The organism is Geobacillus sp. B4113_201601, assembly GCF_001587475.1.
GTDB classification, from domain to species: Bacteria; Bacillota; Bacilli; order Bacillales; family Anoxybacillaceae; genus Geobacillus; species Geobacillus icigianus.
This window is the reverse complement of the sequence record NZ_LQYX01000098.1, coordinates 1-593: the sequence shown is the minus strand read 5'-3', so window position 1 is coordinate 593 and position 593 is coordinate 1. Positions and strand designations below refer to the sequence as shown.

1 pseudogene is annotated in these 593 nt (G+C 52.1%); it reads right to left on the bottom strand.

What is annotated here, in order from left to right:
• Positions 1-593, bottom strand: a pseudogene (locus B4113_RS13945) (IS982 family transposase); the annotation flags it as partial.

The following is a 593-nucleotide window of genomic DNA, read 5'->3' as shown; positions in this document are numbered from 1 at the left end:
TGTGATCCGGTATTGGTCAACCAGAACCGAGAACACCGTCTCGATCACTTTGCGTTTTTGTTGGATCCACTTCTCCCATGCCTCGGACGGGCGATGTTTCTGGTTTTTTCGAGACGGAGTCCAAAGCGCCATTTGGTATTCTTCGTACAGCCTTTTTTGCAAGTCACGGCTAATGAACCCTTTGTCCCCGAGGTTATAGGGATGAGGAATTTGGGTCATCACGCTTTCGGCTGCGATTCGATCGTGGCAGGATGCTTCCGTCACCACATATCCCATTGGCAAACCTTGATCGGTCACTTGAAGGTGCAGTTTCAACCCGTAGTACCATTGCTTTTTTGAAGCGCAATACCCGATGTCGGCGATCCCTTGAAACCGTTTGACACGATGCATTCTCGCAGCATGGCACAACTCTAACGGCAAGCTATCGACCACGGCATAGGCATGATGTTGGCCGCGTTTCGCCAGTTCATGGCGGATCCATTTCATCGCCCAGCGCAGCGCCCGGCAACGGCGTTGTATCGGGAACGTTCGAGAAACTGCCCGTTTGTGAACAAATTTCCGGTGACAAAGCGATGCCATGCCCGTTCGGAAGA